Origin of the sequence: Bacillus atrophaeus (assembly GCF_039519175.1) — a bacterium.
GTDB classification, from domain to species: domain Bacteria; phylum Bacillota; class Bacilli; order Bacillales; family Bacillaceae; genus Bacillus; species Bacillus atrophaeus.
Map to the genome: position 1 here is coordinate 2,314,777 of NZ_CP154443.1, position 16,910 is coordinate 2,331,686.

Below are 16,910 nucleotides of genomic sequence, written 5' to 3' on the forward strand. Positions count from 1 at the left end.
GTTTTTTGTAAGGTCAAACTTCTTTCTTAATCGGCAGGCCGAGCCCTTTCGCAACCCGGTTTCCGTATTCAGGATCCGCTTTGTAGAAATGCTCGATTTGACGCAATTTGATTTCTTCTTTTTCTACCGGCTTCATGGCATCAACGATGTTTTGGACAAGGCGTGTACGCTCGTCTTCGTTCATTAAGCGATAAAGATCGCCGGCTTGAGTATAGTGGTCGTTATGATCGTAGCCGACGCTGTCAGCCACCCCGGATACCGGATATGCGGCTTGTTTATCTTCAGGTGATTCAGTCGGTCCGCCGAAACTATTAGGCTCGTAATATACGGAACCGCCGCCGTTATTGTCAAAGCGCATTTGGCCGTCACGCTGATAGTTTTTCACTTCATTGCGAGGACGGTTAATTGGCAAGGATTGATGGTTCGCGCCCACACGATAGCGATGCGCATCATGATATGCAAACAGACGGCCTTGGAGCATTTTATCAGGTGATACATCGACACCCGGCACCAATGTTCCTGGAGAGAATGTCGCCTGTTCTACTTCAGCAAAGTAATTTTCAGGATTTCTGTCAAGAACCATGCGTCCAACTTCGATCAGCGGATAGTCTTTTTGAGACCATACTTTTGTGACATCAAATGGATCGAAGCGATACGTATTTGCATCTTCTAAAGGCATGATTTGCACATATAATTTCCATGCGGGGAAATCACCGTTTTCAATCGCGTTGAACAAATCTTCTGTATGATAATCCGGATTTTCACCAGCGATTTTTGCAGCTGTTTTTACATCAAGGTTTTTCACGCCTTGTTCTGTTTTAAAGTGATATTTGATCCATACGCCTTCGCCTTCGGCATTTGTCCATTTGAATGTATGGCTTCCAAAACCGTGCATGTGGCGCAGTGTAGCTGGAATTCCGCGATCAGACATCAAGATGGTGACTTGATGAAGTGATTCAGGGGATAAAGACCAAAAATCCCATACAGCGGTAGGGTTTTTCAAATGTGTTTTCGGATCTCTCTTCTGTGTATGAATGAAGTCTGGGAATTTGATCGCATCGCGAATAAAGAATACAGGGGTATTGTTACCGACGATGTCATAGTTCCCTTCTTCAGTATATAATTTCACTGAAAATCCGCGAGGGTCGCGTACTGTATCAGCAGAGCCAAGTTCACCGGCCACTGTAGAAAAACGTACAAATAGCGGTGTGCGTTTTCCGACTTCTGATAAGAAATTCGCTTTTGTATATTTAGTCAGATCATTTGTCACTTCAAAATAACCGTGGGCACCGGCACCTTTAGCATGAACAACACGCTCAGGAACACGTTCTCTATTGAAATGGGCCAATTTTTCAAGCAAGTGTACATCTTGAATTAAAGTTGGTCCGCGAGAACCGGCTGTCATTGAATTTTGGTTATCTCCAACCGGAGCGCCCCAGTTAGTCGTAAGTTTATTTGAACTCATATCATCACCTCTTGGAATTTATAAAGTTATAATACCATCTATTATAAAAAAGTCAATATTATTTTATAATTATTATAAAATAAATATTTTTATAAAAGAGTAATACTGCTAACCAGTGAGAACGTGTTGATAAGAAGTTTTAGTTTTTAAAAAATAGTTGACATGTCGGAATACTTTGAATTAATATGTTATTTACATTCAAATCGACATTGAGGCAGCTGATCGGACCACCGAAGGCTCCCATCTCTATAAAAACTTGAGATGGGGGCCTTTTTGTTTATCCAATTATTAAAAGAAAGCGGGGAGCATAATGGCTGTAACCATTCACATTAATGAAAAATCTTTTATCAGCGACGGCCGGAAAGTAAACGTATTGGATCATATTCATTTATCCATCGCGCCGGGCGAATTTCTGACGGTGATCGGACCGAGCGGATGCGGTAAAAGCACACTGCTTAAAATGATTGCCGGACTGGACACGGACTATGACGGTGAAATTATGATAAACGACAGAGAAATAAAGGCTCCCGGCATTCAGCAAGGTTTCATTTTTCAAGAGCATCGGCTGTTTCCTTGGATGACAGTCGAACAGAATATCGCTGCAGATTTGAATTTGAAAGATCGAAAGGTCAGAAAAAAAGTAGATGAACTAATAGAGATTGTCAGGCTGAAAGGGTCGGAGAAGGCGTATCCCCGGGAACTATCAGGGGGAATGTCACAAAGGGTAGCCATTGCAAGAGCTTTGCTGAGGGAGCCAGAGGTACTGCTTTTAGATGAGCCGTTTGGCGCTTTAGACGCTTTTACAAGAAAACATCTTCAGGATGTGCTCCTAGATATCTGGCGGGAGAAAAAGACAACGATGATTCTTGTTACACATGACATTGACGAGTCTGTTTATTTAGGAAATGAGCTGGCGATTCTCAGTGCCAAGCCGGGCAGACTGCATAAAATGGTGCCAATTGATCTAGCGTATCCCCGGAACCGGACAACGGCTGATTTTCAATTGCTCAGACAGAAAGTGCTATCAGAATTTGAAAAGACAGAAGACCTGCAATATGCAGAAGGTGCAGGGATTTAAAATGGGCAAAAGAAAGGGCGGAATCTGACATGAAAAAAGCATTCATACTTTTATCGGCAGTTATTTTTCTACTAGCAGGATGCGGCTCTGACGGGGCAAGCGGAAAAAAAGAATTAAAGGAAATTAATATCGGAATTCAGCAGAGCTTAAGCCCGCTTTTGATTGCTAAGGAAAAAGGCTGGTTTGAAGAGACATTTGAAAAAGAAGGAATTAAAGTGAAATGGACGGAATTTCAAAGCGGGCCGCCCCAGTTTGAAGGGCTTGCCGCTGATAAGCTCGATTTCTCACAGGTCGGTAATTCACCTGTCATTTCCGGTCAGGCAGCAGGCATCAGCTTTAAAGAAATCGGCCTGTCACAGGATGGTTTGAAAGCTAACGGGATTCTGGTCAAAAAGGACAGCGGCATTGATAACCTGAAAGATTTGAAGGGGAAAAAGATAGCGGTAGCCAAAGGAAGCAGCGGGTTTGACTTTCTCTATAAGGCTCTAGATCAGGCGGGGCTTTCTGCCGATGATGTCAATATTATTCAGCTTCAGCCAGATGAAGCCACGTCCGCTTTTGAAAACGGCGCTGTGGATGCATGGTCGATTTGGGAGCCGTATCTGTCTATACAAACGCTTAAGCACGAGGCGAAAATCATCGCAAACGGAGAAAGCACGGATTTGTATTCACCGGGCTTTACACTGGTCAGAACGAAATTTGCCGATGAGTACCCTGATGAAGTGGTCCGCTTTTTGAAAGTTTACGATAAAGCGGTGGCATGGCAAAAGAAACATATAGAAGAAGCCGCAGATCTGTATGCGGACATAAAGAATTTAGATAAAGAGGTAGTGAAAAATGTATTAAACAATACTGAGCCGCTGAATGAAGTCATCAATGATGACATTATCAAGGCCCAGCAGGAAACTGCGGATTTCCAATACCGGACTAAAGCGATTAATAAAAAAATTGATGTGAAGGAAGTAGTGGATAATTCATTTATCAAAAAAGCGTTGAAAGAAGGTGAAAAATGATGAAAGCTGCTGCAACAACTGCCGGTTCATTACAGAAAACAAATGTCTCACAAAAGCGGAAGAACACAGCCAAAAACGTCTATGGCTGGGTAAAAGGGTTGGTTTTGCCCTTTGTGATCATTGCGGTGTGGCAAATCGCAGGGTCACTGGAAATTGTGTCTGCTACCGTCCTGCCGACGCCGCTTGTTATTCTCCTGACTTTTAAAGATTTAATTGTATCGGGAGAGCTGTTCGTGCATTTGAAAATCAGTGTGTACCGGGCGGCCGCGGGCTTTCTGTCAGGCGCGGGGCTCGGTTTGCTCATTGGATTGCTGGTTGGATTCTCGAGAAAAACAGAACATTACATTGACCCGTCCTTACAAATGCTCAGAACCGTTCCGCATCTGGCAGTGACACCGCTGTTTATTTTATGGTTTGGCTTTGATGAGACTTCGAAGATTCTCTTAATTGCACTCGGCGCCTTCTTTCCAGTCTATATCAATACCTTTTTAGGCATACGCGGAGTCGATTCAAAGTTGTTCGATGTGGCGAAAGTGCTGGAGTTTCCTTGGTACCGGCAGATGACGAAATTGATTTTGCCGGCGGCGCTTCCGAGTATTCTTCTTGGCATTCGTTTATCGCTCGGAATTGCTTGGCTGGGGCTTGTCGTGGCGGAGCTGATGGGGTCAAGCGAGGGCATCGGTTATATGATTATGGATGCGAGACAGTTTTCGCAAACGAACAAAGTATTTGTCGGAATCATCATTTTTGCGGTTGTCGGCAAACTGACGGATTCATTCGTCCGCTTCTTGGAGCGCAAGTTATTAAAATGGAGAAACAGCTATCAAGGCTGAAATCATATAGAAGGGGAGAGTTATGATGGAGATTCTTTGGTTTATTCCAACACATGGAGACGGCCGGTACATTGGAACGAAAATAGGCGGAAGACAGGCCGATCATTCCTATTTTAAACAAGTAGCGCAAGCAGCCGACAGGCTTGGATATACGGGTGTGCTGCTGCCTACCGGGAGATCATGCGAAGATCCGTGGCTGACCGCGTCGGCATTGGCTGCGGAAACAAGACATTTGAAATTTTTAGTGGCTGTCAGGCCGGGCCTTATACAGCCGTCTGTCGCTGCGAGAATGACATCCACTCTTGACCGGATTTCAGAAGGGCGTTTGCTGATTAACGTTGTAGCCGGCGGCGATGCGCATGAATTGGCGGGTGACGGGCTGTTTATCAGCCATGATGAGCGCTATGAAGCGACAGATGAATTTTTAACGATTTGGCGAGGGCTGCTGCAAGGGGAAACCGTTGACTATGAAGGCAAGCATATGAAAGTGGAAAACGGGAATCTGTTGTTTCCGCCGCATCAAACGCCGCACCCTCCCCTTTATTTCGGAGGATCTTCCGCCGCCGGCATTGAAGTGGCAGCAAAGCATACGGACGTATATTTGACATGGGGCGAGCCGCCGGAAAGTGTGAAAGAAAAAATAGAGACAGTCAAAAAACAAGCGAAAAAAGAGGGAAGATCCGTCCGTTTCGGTATCAGGCTTCACGTCATTGTCAGAGAATCGGCAGAGGAGGCGTGGAATGCGGCCGACAGATTGATCAGCCATTTGGATGACGATACAATCGCCCAAGCTCAGGCAGTACTCCGGAGGGCAGATTCTTCAGGGCAAAAGCGAATGTCAGACCTTCATAATGGTGACAGAAGCAAGCTGGAGGTAAGCCCCAATCTTTGGGCAGGCATCGGGCTGGTAAGAGGAGGAGCAGGCACAGCACTTGTCGGCGATCCTGAAACAGTTGCCGAACGTATATTGGAATATAAGGCACTGGGCGTAGAATCATTTATTTTTTCCGGCTATCCACATTTAGAAGAGGCGTATCATCTTGCTGAGCTGGTTTTTCCGCTTCTGCCTTTTGACAATGAACGCACAAAGGGATTAAAAGCTGTTACAGGAGAGGCTATCGGGAACAGCCGTTTCCCTGATCAGAAAAAAATGAGTGTGTAAGTCAGAGCCTTGAAAGCCATTTTCTTGTTCGCTTTTTTTGTAATGAGCGAACAAGAAAATGGAAAGAAAGTCTGTATTGGGAGAATAAGAGGTCAAACGATTTTTATAAGCGGGAATCTTGCTTTTTTTAGTTGTACATGATAAATTTTAAATCGTAATTATTACGATTAACAGGAGGTTTTATTTTTTGGCTAAGAAATCTAAAGTGGCAAAAGAATTAAAACGGCAGCAGCTTGTTGAAAAATATGCAGAAATCAGAAGAGAATTGAAGGAAAAGGGAGATTATGAAGCGCTAAGCAAGCTTCCGAGAGATTCAGCTCCAGGAAGGCTTCATAACCGCTGCATGGTAACAGGCCGTCCGAGAGGTTACTTGAGAAAATTCAAAATGTCCAGAATTGCATTCAGAGAGCTGGCGCATAAAGGCCAGATTCCGGGTGTGAAAAAAGCTAGCTGGTAATCAAGAGATTGCTGTTTCTTTTTGTGAATAAAAACTCCGTCCATTCATATGGTGCCGGAGTTTTTTGTGCTTTTATGAAAAGAGATAACATAGGCTATATGCTGCACAATCATGATGGCAAATACGAGTAAGATGGGAAAGAAGGGGATGTGTGATTGGAATAATGGATAAAAAATGAGCAGGACGGCTGCGATTGGCAGAGAAAAATAAACGGCAACGTATGAGGCCCGGCATGCTTTCGCTGTCAACATCTGTTCTCTCTCATCCTGTTCTTCAAATTCATCAGGCAGCAGCAGGCCTTTTTTTGACTTCGGGCCCATCTTTTTCTGAACATAGAGGTAAACGGCGGTTCCGATACAAAAGAGAATAAACGGGGTAATGTTAATCTCAAATTCCATTCCGCCTGATTGGGTCCTGAAAAATAAAGCCCCCCTTTTTGATGCTTCAAAATAAGAAATAATTGTCCAGCAAGCAAGGGCAAAAAGCACAAGCTGAAATGCTGCTTTTAATTTCATGTTCATTTTACATTTCCTCCTCCAGCCAAAAAACGTCCTCCATAGCCATGGAGAATGTTTTGCAGATTTTTAAAGCCACTAACAGCGAAGGAACATAGTCTCCTTTTTCAATTGCTGCTACCGTTTGTCTTGTCACGCCGACTGCTTCCCCGAGTTTTTCCTGAGAATAACCGAATCGCGCTCTAAGCTCTTTCACCTTATTATCCATCATGACATCCGCCGCCTTTAATTCTCTCACTTTCTTATATTGTAAAGTATGTTTAACATTATGTAAACGTTACTTAACATTTTTGTGGTCTATCTCATAAAAATAATATTTTTCGACAAAAAATTTAATATTCCCTTGACGAAAAATTAATAAACCTGTAATATAAGAAAAGTCGATGCGGTGCTGTTGCCGCGATATTCTGACGCGGGTGTAGTTTAGTGGTAAAACCTCAGCCTTCCAAGCTGATGTCGTGAGTTCGATTCTCATCACCCGCTCCATACATACGTTATTAACGCAGTGTTTCGTTTCTCAGATAAACGAAGTATTGCGTTTTTTTATGTGAAAAAAGACACGTTTCAGGCGTGTCTTTATGTAAGCCAATGAACGGTATGAGAGCCGCCGTGAATTTGCTCAAACATTTTTGTTAATGATTCCAGCAGCTTATTCGCTTTGTCTTTTTCAAAAGAAGGCGGAAAAAAGACAAGCTGTAAGAGCTGTTTTGTGTCAGGTGTGACAGGTGCGTGATTCGTCAATCCTGTAAAATCGCCAAATACGCCGTTTTGATCGGAAAAGGCCAAGATGTTTTCCTTTTCGCCGACTGAAAGACGGACAGGCGCATGAAGCCGTCCGGCATCATATACCATGATGGGAAGCGAATATTTCAATGAGAAAAAATTTGTGGTATCATGGGCTGAATCCTTGCTCTCTATGAACTGTTCGCGTGAAATGAGCAAGAGCACCTGTTCAACGGGTGTGATTTGTCCTTCAAAAGAAGGGTGCAGCTGTTTAAAGACCTGCTGCCATTCTTTCACGAAGGGCTGATCGGATATTCCGCCATCGGCATAATCAAAATAAAGAGATTCTTGAAATAAGCGAAGTCTGCCTTTCAGCATTTGCGGAGACGGCCCGACTTCAATATGCTCATATAGGACGGCCGCAGCGTGTAAACCTTGTGCCCGTTCAGTTATTATAGGGTCAAGATGGATTTCCAACTAACGTCACTCCAATCCGGAATAGTACTCATCTATTATACGCGGCTTAGAGGTGATTCACAAAGAAAGGAGGCTGTGCAAAAAATGAATATTCGTCAGCTGCAAGAAGAATTAATTGAATATGCGAAAAGCATCGGGGTGGACAAGATCGGCTTTACCACTGCTGACACTTTCGAAAGCTTAAAAGACCGTTTGATTTTGCAGGAATCACTTGGCTATCTGTCAGGTTTTGAAGAGCCTGATGTGGAGAAAAGAGTGACACCGACGCTTCTTTTGCCAAAAGCAAAATCCATCGTGGCTATCGCGCTTGCATATCCTTCCAAAATGAAAGATGCGCCGAGAAGTACAAAAGACGCGCGCCGCGGTATTTTTTGCAGAGCTTCCTGGGGAAAAGATTACCATGACGTGCTTCGTGAAAAGCTTGATCTTCTGGAGGCTTTTTTGCAAAGCAAGCATGAAGAAATACGGACAAAGTCCATGGTTGATACAGGAGAACTGTCTGACCGTGCGGTGGCAGAGCGGGCCGGCATAGGCTTCAGCGCGAAAAACTGTATGATCACGACACCTGAATACGGGTCTTACGTCTATTTGGCGGAAATGATCACAAATGTGCCCTTTGAGCCGGACGTACCGATTGAAGATATGTGCGGTTCATGTACAAAATGTCTTGATGCCTGTCCGACCGGCGCTCTTGTGAACCCCGGACAGCTTAATGCTCAGCGGTGCATTTCTTTTCTTACGCAGACAAAAGGGTTTTTGCCAGATGAATTCCGCACGAAAATCGGAAACCGGCTGTATGGCTGTGATACTTGCCAGACCGTATGTCCGATTAATAAAGGAAAAGATTTTCACCTTCATCCGCAAATGGAGCCGGACCCGGAGATTGCAAAGCCGCTGTTAAAGCCGCTTTTGACAATAAGCAACCGTGAGTTTAAGGAGAAATTCGGCCACGTGTCAGGATCATGGCGCGGCAAGAAGCCGATTCAGCGTAACGCAATCTTGGCGCTCGCCCACTTTAAAGACCAATCGGCTTTACCTGAATTGGCAGCCCTTATGCATCAGGACCCGCGCCCTGTCATCAGAGGAACTGCCGCGTGGGCAATCGGGAAAATCGGCGATCAAGAATATGCCGAAGAGCTGAACCGTGCGCTTGCGAAAGAAAAAGATGAAGAAGCCAAACGTGAAATTGAAAAAGGGATTGATTTATTAAAGGCGGCCAATAAGACTAAACAGGGATTGTCCTGACATATGCTGATAGAGGATTGAAAAAACACTTGTATGCAGAATCAAGTGTTTTTTCTCTATAAAAAAGCATGGTGGGTGGAGCGCTTGAAGCACATTTTAGAAAGTTTAGCGGAGGAGCGGCTTGGTTACTTGGTGAATGGGCTTGAATTGAGGCAAGAGCGCCAAGTCGGTGATGCAGATGTGATTGACCGGAAGAAGAAACTCTTGGCAAAGCGAAAAGTTGAGATTGTAAAAGCGAAGGCGAAGGCCGTGATCAGGAACACACATGTAGAAGATGACGGAACAACCTGTATGACGTATACCATACACACAGAGTATCTTTGCAAGGAGCAGGACGGAACCCTTTATATAGAAGAACAAATAGAAGAGCGAACTGCGTTTATTTATAACCAGATGCTGATCAAGGACCAAGAAGTTGTGAAAAAGCCTGCCGGATTTTCCGAAGGGCAGAGTATCATTGAGTATACGAATGAGGAAAGAGAAGGATTTGGCAGAGCGTTTCAATACGACCGTCTGGCAGCGGTTCAGTATGCGGAAAAATACTGGAATAAACGAAATGCTGCGTATAAAAATTTTAGTGATAATTGCACCAATTACATCTCACAGTGCCTCCATGCAGGCAGCGCACCGATGCGGGGCTATCCGAATAGAGGCTCAGGCTGGTGGATGAAGGACAGCTCATGGAGCTACAGCTGGACTGTTGCCCATTCAATGAAAATGTATTTAGCCAAATCGAAGGCCGGCCTGCGCTCGGTACAGGTTTCGTCTGCCGAGGAACTGGTGCCGGGTGATGTCATTTGCTATGACTTTGAAGGGGACGGACGCTTCAATCACACAACGATCGTCGTGGCGAAGGATAAAAGCAATATGCCGCTGGTGAACGCCCAATCCTATGACAGCCGGATGAGATATTGGTCATATGAAGATTCAACAGCGTACACACCTTCTATCAGATATGTATTTTTTCATATTACGGATGATACGACAAAGGGATAATTAATGATATAATGGTGGGCGGACAAGAAAAACAGAGGTGAACAGATTGGCATTACATGTCGTTTTATATCAACCGGAAATTCCCGCAAACACAGGGAATATTGCACGTACCTGTGCAGCAACAAATACAACGCTTCATTTGATCCGCCCGCTCGGATTTTCAACTGATGACAAAATGCTCAAGCGCGCAGGACTCGATTACTGGGAGTTCGTAAATGTCGTTTATCATGACTCATTGGAGGAATTATTTGAGGCTTACCAAAAGGGGCAGTTTTTCCTCATCACGAAATTTGGCCAAAAGCCGCACACGTCATTTGATTACACTGACATTGACGAAGACTATTTCTTTGTTTTCGGCAGAGAAACTAGCGGATTGCCAAAGGATCTGATTGAAAAAAATATGGATCGCTGTCTGCGTCTCCCTATGACAGAGCACGTAAGATCACTGAATCTGTCAAATACAGCGGCAATTCTCGTCTATGAGGCGCTGCGCCAGCAGAATTACAGAGACTTGAAATAGCCGAAATCCGCTCATATGAATGGGCGGATTTCTTTTTTATTTAACAACGTAACAGTGTTATGTTACAATACGACATAAAGGAGTTGGAAAGATGGAGGAACACGAACAATTAATCTCTAAAAAGGACTTGCTGGAAGAGACTTCGATATCATACGGCCAGCTATACCGATGGAAACGAAAAAACTTAATTCCTGAGGAGTGGTTTATTCGTAAATCAACTTTTACCGGGCAAGAAACCTTTTTTCCGCGTGAAGAAATATTGAAACGAGTATCGAAAATTCAAGAAATGAAGGAAAATCTATCCTTGGATGAAATGCGGGATATGCTGTCGCCGAGAGTCAAGGACATGAAAATAACCGGAGGCGAGCTGGTTGAAAGAGGACTGATCTCGTCGGAAGTTCTGTCTGTTTTTCTAAAGCTGCGCGATACGGACAACGTGTATTTTTCTTATCAGGACATACTGTCAGCCTATGTGCTTGAAGGGCTTCTCCAATCTGGAAACATCAGTCTTGATGAAGGGAAAATGGCAGTGGAAGTGCTGAACCAGTCTGGCCTTTCTGAGATAAAGAAACATACCGAATTGATTATATTACGCAAACTCGGCATCACGACATGTTTTGTCGCTGCTTCTTTAGAGCCGATCATTTTTGAGAAAGCAGTAAAAATTGCAGAGAAAATAGATTTGGCAGAGGCTTCGGAAGAATTAAAAGCAAAATTATTGTAGGAGGAGCGGCGAATGAATAACGAAAAGCTTATTATCAATGGATCAGGAAGCTCAAAAGGAGGAAAGTTTCAAACCGTTGAAATTAATGGGAGCGGCATTGTGACCGGAGATATCGAATGTGAATCTCTCAGATTTAACGGCAGCGGAAAAGCCGATGGCAAAGTCAAAGCGGAAGATGTGATCATCAGCGGATCTGGAAAGATAACCGGAGCCGTTGAGGCAGATTCTATTCATATTAACGGATCGGCATCTATTCATGGAAATCTTCAAGCGAATAAAGTGAAAGTCGCTGGTTTTTCCTCGTTCGGCGGGTTTGTCAAAGGGGAGGATCTCACAATTTCAGGTAAAGCCTCCATCGCGGAAGATTGTGAGATTGAAACGTTTCAATCTGAAGGGAAATTCTCAGTGGGCGGTCTTCTTAACGCCGACGACGTGAATATCAGACTTTCCGCCGGGGAAAGCAAGGCGCAAGAGATCGGCTGCCGGCGCATTGTGGTCAAAAGCCGGCGCGGGGTGCTGTCTCTGTTCAAGCTTTTGCCTTCTCCAATTTTAACGGCTCATACAATCGAGGGAGATGAGATTGACCTAGCAGATACAAAGGCAAAGATCGTCCGGGGAAATTCAGTGAAGATTGGTCCCGGCTGCCACATTGAGCTTGTGGAATACAGCGGACAATTTGAATGTGATCAGTCGGCGACGGTAGTGAAAAGCCAGAGGATCTAAGGAGAGCTCTCATGGAGAATTTGAAGTTGAACGGATCGGGAAGTGCAGCCGGAGGAGCCTATCATAAGGTTACCATCAAAGGAGAAGGGATCATCGGTGAAGGCTTGGTCAGCAACGGCTGCCGGATTTTCGGCACAGGGCGTTTCTTGGGAGACGCGGAAGTAAACAAGTTTACCGTTTTTGGAGAAAGCAAGGTCGACGGAAGTCTGACCGCTCAGCATATCGGCATTTTCGGAACAATGAAAGTCGGAGATGACCTGCATTTTGAAGAAATGAAAATGAAAGGAACGGCAGACGCAGCCGGGAGTGCGGCCGGACATTCGTGTGATGTCAAAGGAACACTGAGGGTGAAGGGAGATTGTGAAACAGAGATCTTTCGCTTGTCGGGAAGCCTGGAGGTTGGTGGATTGCTGAATGCCGGCGAAGTAGCCATTGGATTGCGCTTTGGGCGCAGCTCGGTAAAAGAAATCGGGGGCACGTCCATTACGATAAAAAATAACCCCGGTTTTTTCAAACGCGGAGGCACTCTGACAGCCGATCTCATCGAAGGCGACACTATTTATATCGAAAACACACAAGCGGCTGTTGTCAGAGGTAAACATATCAAGATCGGCCCCGGCTGTATAATCGGGAAACTCGAGTATTTAAAAAGCGGCAAGATCAATGAAGAAAAATGATAACGAAACATTGTTGTGTTTCATGATGAAAAGGGTGCCTGAACGAATCAGGCACCCTTCCTTTATATTCCATTATTTCTTTCCTGGCTTGCTGTCGTACCCGGCTGTAAAAATTGAGACCAAAAAAGTGAGAATGACCCCCATCATGATGATTGTTTTCACCATCTCTCCCCCTCTTCATTTTTCCCTTTGCTGCCCGGTCTGGATGATTCTGTATGTTCTTCATTATGAAGGGTTCGAGTCATTCTTGTCAATGACGGACAAACTCTCTTCATTTTTAAGAAACGAAAGCATGTATCATCAGACCACCGCATAGATTGTATCAAAGTACCTTATTTGCACAGCGCATCAAACATGATAGAGGAGGTCCTTATGGATATATTAAAGAAAATTGAAAAGTACAGAGAGGAAGAGCAGCGTCTCAAATGGGAAGGAACATTCGCTGATTATTTGGAGATTATTAAAGAAAATCCAATGGTCGCGCAATCTGCTCATTCTCGTGTTTTTAATATGATAAAAGACAGCGGAATCGAGGAGAGCGGCGGAAAGAAGAAATACAGCTTTTTTGATCGGGAGCTGTTTGGGCTTGAGGAATCTCTGGAGCGCCTTGTAGAGGAATATTTTCACCCGGCAGCCAAAAGGCTCGATGTCAGAAAACGGATTCTTCTGTTAATGGGTCCTGTCAGCGGCGGAAAATCCACCCTTGTCACGATGCTGAAAAAAGGGCTTGAAGCATACTCCCTGACCGATAACGGCGCTGTCTACGCGATCAAAGGCTGCCCGATGCACGAGGACCCGCTCCATTTAATTCCCCAAAATTTACGTGAAGATTTTTACAGAGAATACGGCATCCGCATTCAGGGCAATCTTTCTCCGCTTAATTTAATGAGGCTTGAAGAAGAGTATGGTGGAAGAATTGAAGATGTAAAAGTGGAAAGAATCTTTTTTTCCGAAGATAAAAGAACAGGAATCGGAACCTTCAGCCCGTCTGATCCGAAATCACAGGATATTGCAGATTTAACCGGAAGCATTGATTTCTCAACGATTGCTGAATACGGTTCCGAATCAGATCCGCGCGCATACCGTTTTGACGGTGAGCTGAATAAAGCAAACAGGGGAATGATGGAGTTTCAGGAAATGCTGAAATGTGATGAAAAGTTCCTCTGGCATTTGCTGTCACTGACGCAGGAAGGGAACTTCAAAGCCGGGCGGTTTGCTTTAATTTCGGCCGACGAACTTATCGTAGCCCACACGAACGAAACAGAGTACCGCTCGTTCATCTCCAATAAGAAAAATGAAGCCCTTCATTCAAGAATCATTGTAATGCCCGTTCCTTATAACCTGAAGGTGTCAGAGGAAGAGCGTATTTATGACAAAATGATTTCTGAAAGCGATGTGGCGGATGTTCACATTGCGCCTCATACACTTAAAGTCGCCGCCATGTTTTCGATTCTCTCCAGATTGAAGGAGCCAAAGCGGTCTGACATAGACTTGGTGAAGAAAATGAGATTGTACGACGGAGAGAGCGTTGAAGGTTTTAATTCCGTTGACGTGGAGGATATGAAAAAGGAATACAATGATGAGGGGATGAGCGGCATTGATCCGCGTTATGTCATTAACCGCATTTCCTCCACCATCATCAGAAAAAATATGGAGTCGATCAATTCGCTTGATGTTTTGCGCTCTTTAAAGGAAGGGCTTGATCAGCATCCATCTATTTCAAGTGAAGACCGGGAGCGTTATCTGAACTTTATCTCGGCCGCACGCAAAGAGTATGACGACATCGCCAAAAAGGAAGTCCAAAAAGCATTTGTCTATTCATATGAAGAATCTGCCAAAACGCTGATGGACAATTACTTAGATAACGTCGAAGCCTATTGCAATAAAAATAAGCTTCGCGATCCGCTGACCGGAGAAGAAATGAACCCGGATGAAAAGTTGATGAGATCCATCGAAGAACAAATCGGCATTTCTGAAAATGCGAAAAAAGCATTCCGCGAAGAAATCTTAATTCGCATTTCCGCGTATGCAAGAAAGGGCAAGCGGTTCGATTATAATTCCCACGAAAGGCTTCGTGAGGCGATTCAGAAAAAATTGTTCGCCGATCTCAAAGATGTGGTTAAAATTACGACATCAACCAAAACGCCGGATGAGCAGCAGCTTAAAAAGGTAAATGAAGTTGTGGCTCGATTAATTGATGAACATGGCTACAATTCCACAAGCGCAAATGAGCTGCTGAAGTATGTCGGCAGCCTGCTGAACCGATAAAATGAGAAACCCGTCCGTCAAGGGCGGGTTCTTTTACACTCACATACATGTTGTCCCGTTTCCGAAATTGTTTGGCAATTGTTTGTACCCTTCTGCATATGATAAATATAAATCTTTTCGAAAGACTTGTTTCATAATTCAGCACAAGCCGGAATACGTATGTATCACGACCACAATTGGTTAAGGAGGGGAATTCATGTCCCAAAATGACAGCGGCCATTTTTTGATTTCACAGGAAGACTGGTCCCTCCATCGCAAAGGCTTCGATGACCAGCAGCGCCACCAGAAAAAAGTGCAGGAGGCCATTAAAAACAATCTGCCGGATCTCGTCACAGAAGAGAGCATTATTATGTCTAACGGAAAAGATGTCGTGAAAATTCCGATCCGCTCACTTGATGAATATAAAATTCGCTATAACTATGATAAAAACAAACATGTAGGCCAAGGAGACGGGGAAAGCCAGGTAGGAGATGTTGTAGCAAGAGACGGCTCAGATAAGAAACAGGGTCCTGGCAAAGGGCAGGGAGCCGGCGATCAGGCAGGTGAAGACTATTACGAAGCTGAGGTTTCGTTAATGGATTTAGAGGAAGCGTTGTTCAGTGAACTGGAGCTGCCGAACTTGCAGCAGAAGGAAAGGGACGATATCGTCACCACTGATATTGAGTTTAATGATATCCGCAAAACGGGGTTAACGGGTAATATTGATAAGAAAAGGACAATGATGTCGGCTTACAAGCGAAACGCGATGTCAGGCAAGCCGTCATTCTATCCGATATTTCCTGAGGATGTAAAGTATAAAACATGGAATGACGTGACAAAACCTGAGTCAAAAGCCGTCGTCTTAGCGATGATGGATACAAGCGGCTCTATGGGTGTCTGGGAGAAATATATGGCAAGAAGCTTCTTTTTCTGGATGACACGTTTTTTACGGACAAAGTATGAAACGGTGGAAATAGAATTCATCGCCCATCATACCGAGGCTAAAGTGGTGTCAGAAGAAGATTTTTTTTCAAAAGGGGAAAGCGGGGGGACGATATGTTCTTCAGTGTACCGCAAATCGCTGGAATTAATTGATGAGAAATACAGCCCCGCCCGCTATAATATTTACCCGTTCCATTTCTCAGACGGAGATAATTTGACCTCTGACAACGCGCGGTGCGTCAAATTGGTCAATGATATTATGAAAAAAGCAAATTTGTTCTGCTACGGCGAGGTTAATCAGTACAATAGACATTCGACATTAATGTCCGCCTACAAAAATGTAAAAGATGAAAAATTTAAACATTATATTTTGAAGCAGAAATCAGATGTTTTTCAGGCGCTGAAAAACTTTTTTAAAAAAGAAGAGGCAGACGTAAGCCATCAATTTTCATAATGCTGTGTGAGCCCATTACAGAGCCGGTGCGTGCCCGGTCCTTTAATGGGTTTTTTTGCGTCAGAAACTGAAAACGGTTACTAAAAAAAAGCCGAAAAAAAATGAAACTTTCCCTTTGACAAATCTTCTTTCATTTATTAATATTTTATCTTGTGAACTATTATTGGGGAATGAGGTGAAAAACAGGTGACTGAATCAGATCGTGCTTTGCTCACATTTGAACAACTTTTCGATACGTCGCGGGCCATCTATAAAAAACAGAAGATGATCTTGGAAATTGTGCTTGAACCATTTCAAATTACAGTTCTTCAATATTTACTGATGTTTAAAATTCATAACAGCGGAAGCACCGCGCTCAGCCGATTGGCTCTGACGCTCGATCTCAAGCCGGCATCGGTAACGAGAATGACAGAACTTCTCTGCAAGCGTCATTTGATGGTTCGGTATGACAGTCCGGATGATCGGCGTATCGTAATGATTCAGTTAACCGATGAAGGGGAAGATCTTTTACAACAAGCAGCTATTCAGTATGCGAGAAAAGCAGCGAGCCTTTATCGGCAGCTTGACGCAGATCAACTTCAATATTTGGGTAAGCTGGCTGGAAATTTGTCGAAACTGGCTGAAGGCTGTGCAAAAAAAAGCTGAAATAAAAACTTTCC

18 protein-coding genes and 1 tRNA gene are annotated in these 16,910 nt (G+C 44.1%); 15 read left to right on the top strand and 4 right to left on the bottom strand.

Annotated elements, in window-relative coordinates; all coding sequences use genetic code 11:
• Window positions 1-13 precede the first annotated feature (13 nt).
• On the bottom strand, window positions 14-1,465 hold the full coding sequence (katA, locus tag AAHT65_RS11670) for a catalase KatA (protein ID WP_343310262.1): 1,452 nt from the start codon (window positions 1,463-1,465) through the stop codon (window positions 14-16).
• A 310-nt stretch (window positions 1,466-1,775) separates the two neighbouring features.
• Here katA and AAHT65_RS11675 point away from each other — a divergent pair, with 310 nt between their 5' ends.
• The 5 genes from AAHT65_RS11675 (at window position 1,776) to rpsN (ending at window position 6,008) form a co-directional block, all read left to right on the top strand.
• Complete coding sequence (locus tag AAHT65_RS11675; RefSeq protein WP_004430095.1) at window positions 1,776-2,543, top strand: ABC transporter ATP-binding protein; 768 nt, start codon at window positions 1,776-1,778, stop codon at window positions 2,541-2,543.
• A gap of 29 nt (window positions 2,544-2,572) precedes the next feature.
• Entirely contained in the window at window positions 2,573-3,556 is a 984-nt protein-coding gene (locus AAHT65_RS11680) for an aliphatic sulfonate ABC transporter substrate-binding protein (protein WP_343310263.1), read from the top strand.
• Window positions 3,553-4,389 carry an ABC transporter permease gene (locus tag AAHT65_RS11685; protein ID WP_088116788.1) on the top strand — a complete coding sequence of 279 codons (837 nt, stop codon included), beginning with the start codon at window positions 3,553-3,555 and terminating at the stop codon, window positions 4,387-4,389. Before AAHT65_RS11680 ends, AAHT65_RS11685 begins: the two co-directional genes overlap by 4 nt.
• Window positions 4,390-4,414: 25 nt before the next feature.
• A complete protein-coding gene (gene ssuD / locus AAHT65_RS11690) occupies window positions 4,415-5,551 on the top strand; it encodes an FMNH2-dependent alkanesulfonate monooxygenase (RefSeq protein ID WP_343311532.1) in 1,137 nt (378 codons plus the stop codon).
• A 187-nt stretch (window positions 5,552-5,738) separates the two neighbouring features.
• Window positions 5,739-6,008, top strand: coding sequence for a 30S ribosomal protein S14 (gene rpsN / locus AAHT65_RS11695; protein ID WP_004430086.1), 270 nt, complete (start codon window positions 5,739-5,741; stop codon window positions 6,006-6,008).
• 44 nt (window positions 6,009-6,052) lie between these two features.
• On the opposite strand, the gene AAHT65_RS11700 is transcribed toward rpsN, so the two are convergent.
• Together AAHT65_RS11700 and AAHT65_RS11705 are read right to left on the bottom strand one after the other, a co-directional pair.
• Complete coding sequence (locus AAHT65_RS11700) at window positions 6,053-6,529, bottom strand: hypothetical protein (RefSeq protein ID WP_343310264.1); 477 nt, start codon at window positions 6,527-6,529, stop codon at window positions 6,053-6,055.
• Window position 6,530: 1 nt separating this feature from the next.
• Window positions 6,531-6,731, bottom strand: a complete 201-nt coding sequence (locus AAHT65_RS11705; protein WP_063637828.1) for a helix-turn-helix transcriptional regulator — start codon at window positions 6,729-6,731, stop codon at window positions 6,531-6,533.
• A gap of 204 nt (window positions 6,732-6,935) precedes the next feature.
• On the opposite strand from AAHT65_RS11705, the gene AAHT65_RS11710 reads away from it, so the two are divergent.
• Window positions 6,936-7,009 (top strand) — tRNA-Gly (locus AAHT65_RS11710).
• A gap of 90 nt (window positions 7,010-7,099) precedes the next feature.
• Here AAHT65_RS11710 and AAHT65_RS11715 read toward each other — a convergent pair.
• Window positions 7,100-7,723 carry a hypothetical protein gene (locus AAHT65_RS11715; protein WP_151291064.1) on the bottom strand — a complete coding sequence of 208 codons (624 nt, stop codon included), beginning with the start codon at window positions 7,721-7,723 and terminating at the stop codon, window positions 7,100-7,102.
• A gap of 84 nt (window positions 7,724-7,807) precedes the next feature.
• Here AAHT65_RS11715 and queG point away from each other — a divergent pair, with 84 nt between their 5' ends.
• The 9 genes from queG to AAHT65_RS11760 all read left to right on the top strand — a co-directional run bounded on the left by queG (window position 7,808) and on the right by AAHT65_RS11760 (window position 16,896).
• Window positions 7,808-8,968, top strand: a complete 1,161-nt coding sequence (queG, locus tag AAHT65_RS11720) for a tRNA epoxyqueuosine(34) reductase QueG (protein ID WP_004430074.1) — start codon at window positions 7,808-7,810, stop codon at window positions 8,966-8,968.
• A gap of 33 nt (window positions 8,969-9,001) precedes the next feature.
• Window positions 9,002-9,964 (top strand): amidase domain-containing protein, encoded by a 963-nt coding sequence (locus tag AAHT65_RS11725; protein WP_343310266.1) that lies wholly within the window; start codon window positions 9,002-9,004, stop codon window positions 9,962-9,964.
• Window positions 9,965-10,001: 37 nt separating this feature from the next.
• Window positions 10,002-10,484, top strand: coding sequence for a tRNA (uridine(34)/cytosine(34)/5-carboxymethylaminomethyluridine(34)-2'-O)-methyltransferase TrmL (gene trmL, locus AAHT65_RS11730; RefSeq protein WP_087941860.1), 483 nt, complete (start codon window positions 10,002-10,004; stop codon window positions 10,482-10,484).
• A gap of 91 nt (window positions 10,485-10,575) precedes the next feature.
• Window positions 10,576-11,208, top strand: coding sequence for a YhbD family protein (locus AAHT65_RS11735; RefSeq protein ID WP_343310267.1), 633 nt, complete (start codon window positions 10,576-10,578; stop codon window positions 11,206-11,208).
• 12 nt (window positions 11,209-11,220) lie between these two features.
• Entirely contained in the window at window positions 11,221-11,931 is a 711-nt protein-coding gene (locus AAHT65_RS11740; RefSeq protein ID WP_216413962.1) for a polymer-forming cytoskeletal protein, read from the top strand.
• Window positions 11,932-11,942: 11 nt separating this feature from the next.
• Window positions 11,943-12,608 carry a hypothetical protein gene (locus tag AAHT65_RS11745; RefSeq protein ID WP_343310268.1) on the top strand — a complete coding sequence of 222 codons (666 nt, stop codon included), beginning with the start codon at window positions 11,943-11,945 and terminating at the stop codon, window positions 12,606-12,608.
• A 372-nt stretch (window positions 12,609-12,980) separates the two neighbouring features.
• Window positions 12,981-14,876, top strand: coding sequence for a serine/threonine protein kinase PrkA (prkA, locus tag AAHT65_RS11750; RefSeq protein WP_004430056.1), 1,896 nt, complete (start codon window positions 12,981-12,983; stop codon window positions 14,874-14,876).
• A 196-nt stretch (window positions 14,877-15,072) separates the two neighbouring features.
• On the top strand, window positions 15,073-16,251 hold the full coding sequence (yhbH, locus tag AAHT65_RS11755; RefSeq protein WP_063637250.1) for a sporulation protein YhbH: 1,179 nt from the start codon (window positions 15,073-15,075) through the stop codon (window positions 16,249-16,251).
• 186 nt (window positions 16,252-16,437) lie between these two features.
• Window positions 16,438-16,896 carry a MarR family transcriptional regulator gene (locus tag AAHT65_RS11760; protein WP_061670395.1) on the top strand — a complete coding sequence of 153 codons (459 nt, stop codon included), beginning with the start codon at window positions 16,438-16,440 and terminating at the stop codon, window positions 16,894-16,896.
• Window positions 16,897-16,910: the final 14 nt, after the last annotated feature.